Source organism: Thermoflavimicrobium dichotomicum, from assembly GCF_900114055.1.
Classification (GTDB): Bacteria; Bacillota; Bacilli; order Thermoactinomycetales; family Thermoactinomycetaceae; genus Thermoflavimicrobium; species Thermoflavimicrobium dichotomicum.
On sequence record NZ_FORR01000063.1, the window covers coordinates 1 to 1,520 of the forward strand.

Annotated in this window: 1 protein-coding gene and 1 pseudogene; one reads left to right on the forward strand and one right to left on the reverse strand. The window is 42.4% G+C overall.

Annotated features, from left to right (window positions below):
* Nucleotides 1–216 (reverse strand): hypothetical protein (locus tag BMZ78_RS19030; RefSeq protein ID WP_217645030.1); only part of this gene is annotated, 216 nt, incomplete at its 3' end.
* Nucleotides 217–1,017: 801 nt separating this feature from the next.
* Here BMZ78_RS19030 and sigK point away from each other — a divergent pair.
* Nucleotides 1,018–1,452 (forward strand): annotated as a pseudogene (gene sigK, locus BMZ78_RS18355) (RNA polymerase sporulation sigma factor SigK); the annotation flags it as partial.
* Nucleotides 1,453–1,520: the final 68 nt, after the last annotated feature.

A 1,520-nucleotide genomic window follows, 5' to 3' on the forward strand; every position in this document is an offset into this window, starting at 1 on the left:
GGTTGGACTGATCCGACCTGGATCAACCCCACCGATATCAGTCGCGTGCTGAAGAGCTAGTCCCGCGAGTCCATAGATAAAAAAACACCTGTATTGATTAGTATAGAGCATATTTCCTATATTTTCCACTTTCTTGACAGCCTGTAAGAGAGCCGATCGATAAGGAGAAATGCAATGACAAAAGAACCGATTTTTGATGTGGCGCAACTGGCTCATGTGGAGATCTACAGGCTGCACCCGCTTTTTGTGAGAACCGGGAGTTCAACTTCCCCACCCTCCCGGGCCGTCGTCCTCTTCTCCGTCCGCTCTATCGGGAACTTGCAGGTCATGATATACGGTGACCATCTACAGTTAATTTTAAGACATATGAATGGGACAACCAGAAAGCAGAAAAATTCAATGCCTTTAGTTGTCTCATTTAAATCTAACCTATTGAAACGACATAACTGTTATGAAAGAAACCAGTCTAAGTAGGCTTGGTTTCTTTTTATGTTTGTGTGCCCGGAAAGCCGTTAATTACAAGTTGATGAAATTCCAACCGCTAAGCCGCCTCGTAGCTGACAGACAACGGGTGGAAAAATCCTAAGATTGGAGCTATGACAAAGTATCCCCGAAGGGGTGCGAGCAAATCAGCAGACCGTAACATAGAGTGAATATGAGACAAAGAAGTGAAGTGGTGGACGGCAAAGAGGGAGTCGAAGGTGGTCATAGTGGGCGCACGGCAGCGCACCATCGGGTGGGTTAAAGTCCCACTGAGCCTCTGGCTAGGCGATCAAAGGGTTCGTAGCAAAATTTCGGTTCTCTACTCTACATAAATTCCCTTGAAGTTTACATCACATGGTTAACCAGAATTCCAAGATCAGCAGATTAACATAAGACAATTTGTTTTAAACATAAAATGTATGGATGAAATAAATCAATGAATGGTTCAAGCACAAAAAAGTAAAGGGATACATACTGTAGAGATAACTGTTTTTTTGGAAATACGATGGAGGTGGAGTGTACGTGCCAGGTCTGATGACAGCTTTCGGTTTATTGATCAAAGAGATGCTGATATTTGTTTCATACATAAAAAACAATGCCTTCCCCCAGCCCTTATCCGAAGCAGAAGAGGAACGAAATTTAAAGTTGATGGCAGAGGGAGATCCAAAAGCCCGCAATCTCCTGATTGAACATAACCTGCGTTTGGTTGCCCATATTGTAAAAAAATTTGAAAATACTGGAGAGGATACAGAGGATTTGATCTCCATCGGTACCATTGGACTCATCAAGGCAATTGAGTCCTATCAGGTTAATAAGGGGACAAAGCTGGCTACTTATGCGGCACGTTGCATTGAAAATGAAATCCTCATGCACCTGCGATCACTTAAAAAGGCTCGGAAAGATGTATCTTTGCATGATCCGATTGGGACGGACAAGGAAGGAAATGAATTAACCTTAAGTTCTTATCTGTTAAAAAAAACACCCTAGATTTTTGTACGTGAATATATTGTATAATTCAAGTGTAAAAACAAGGAGGT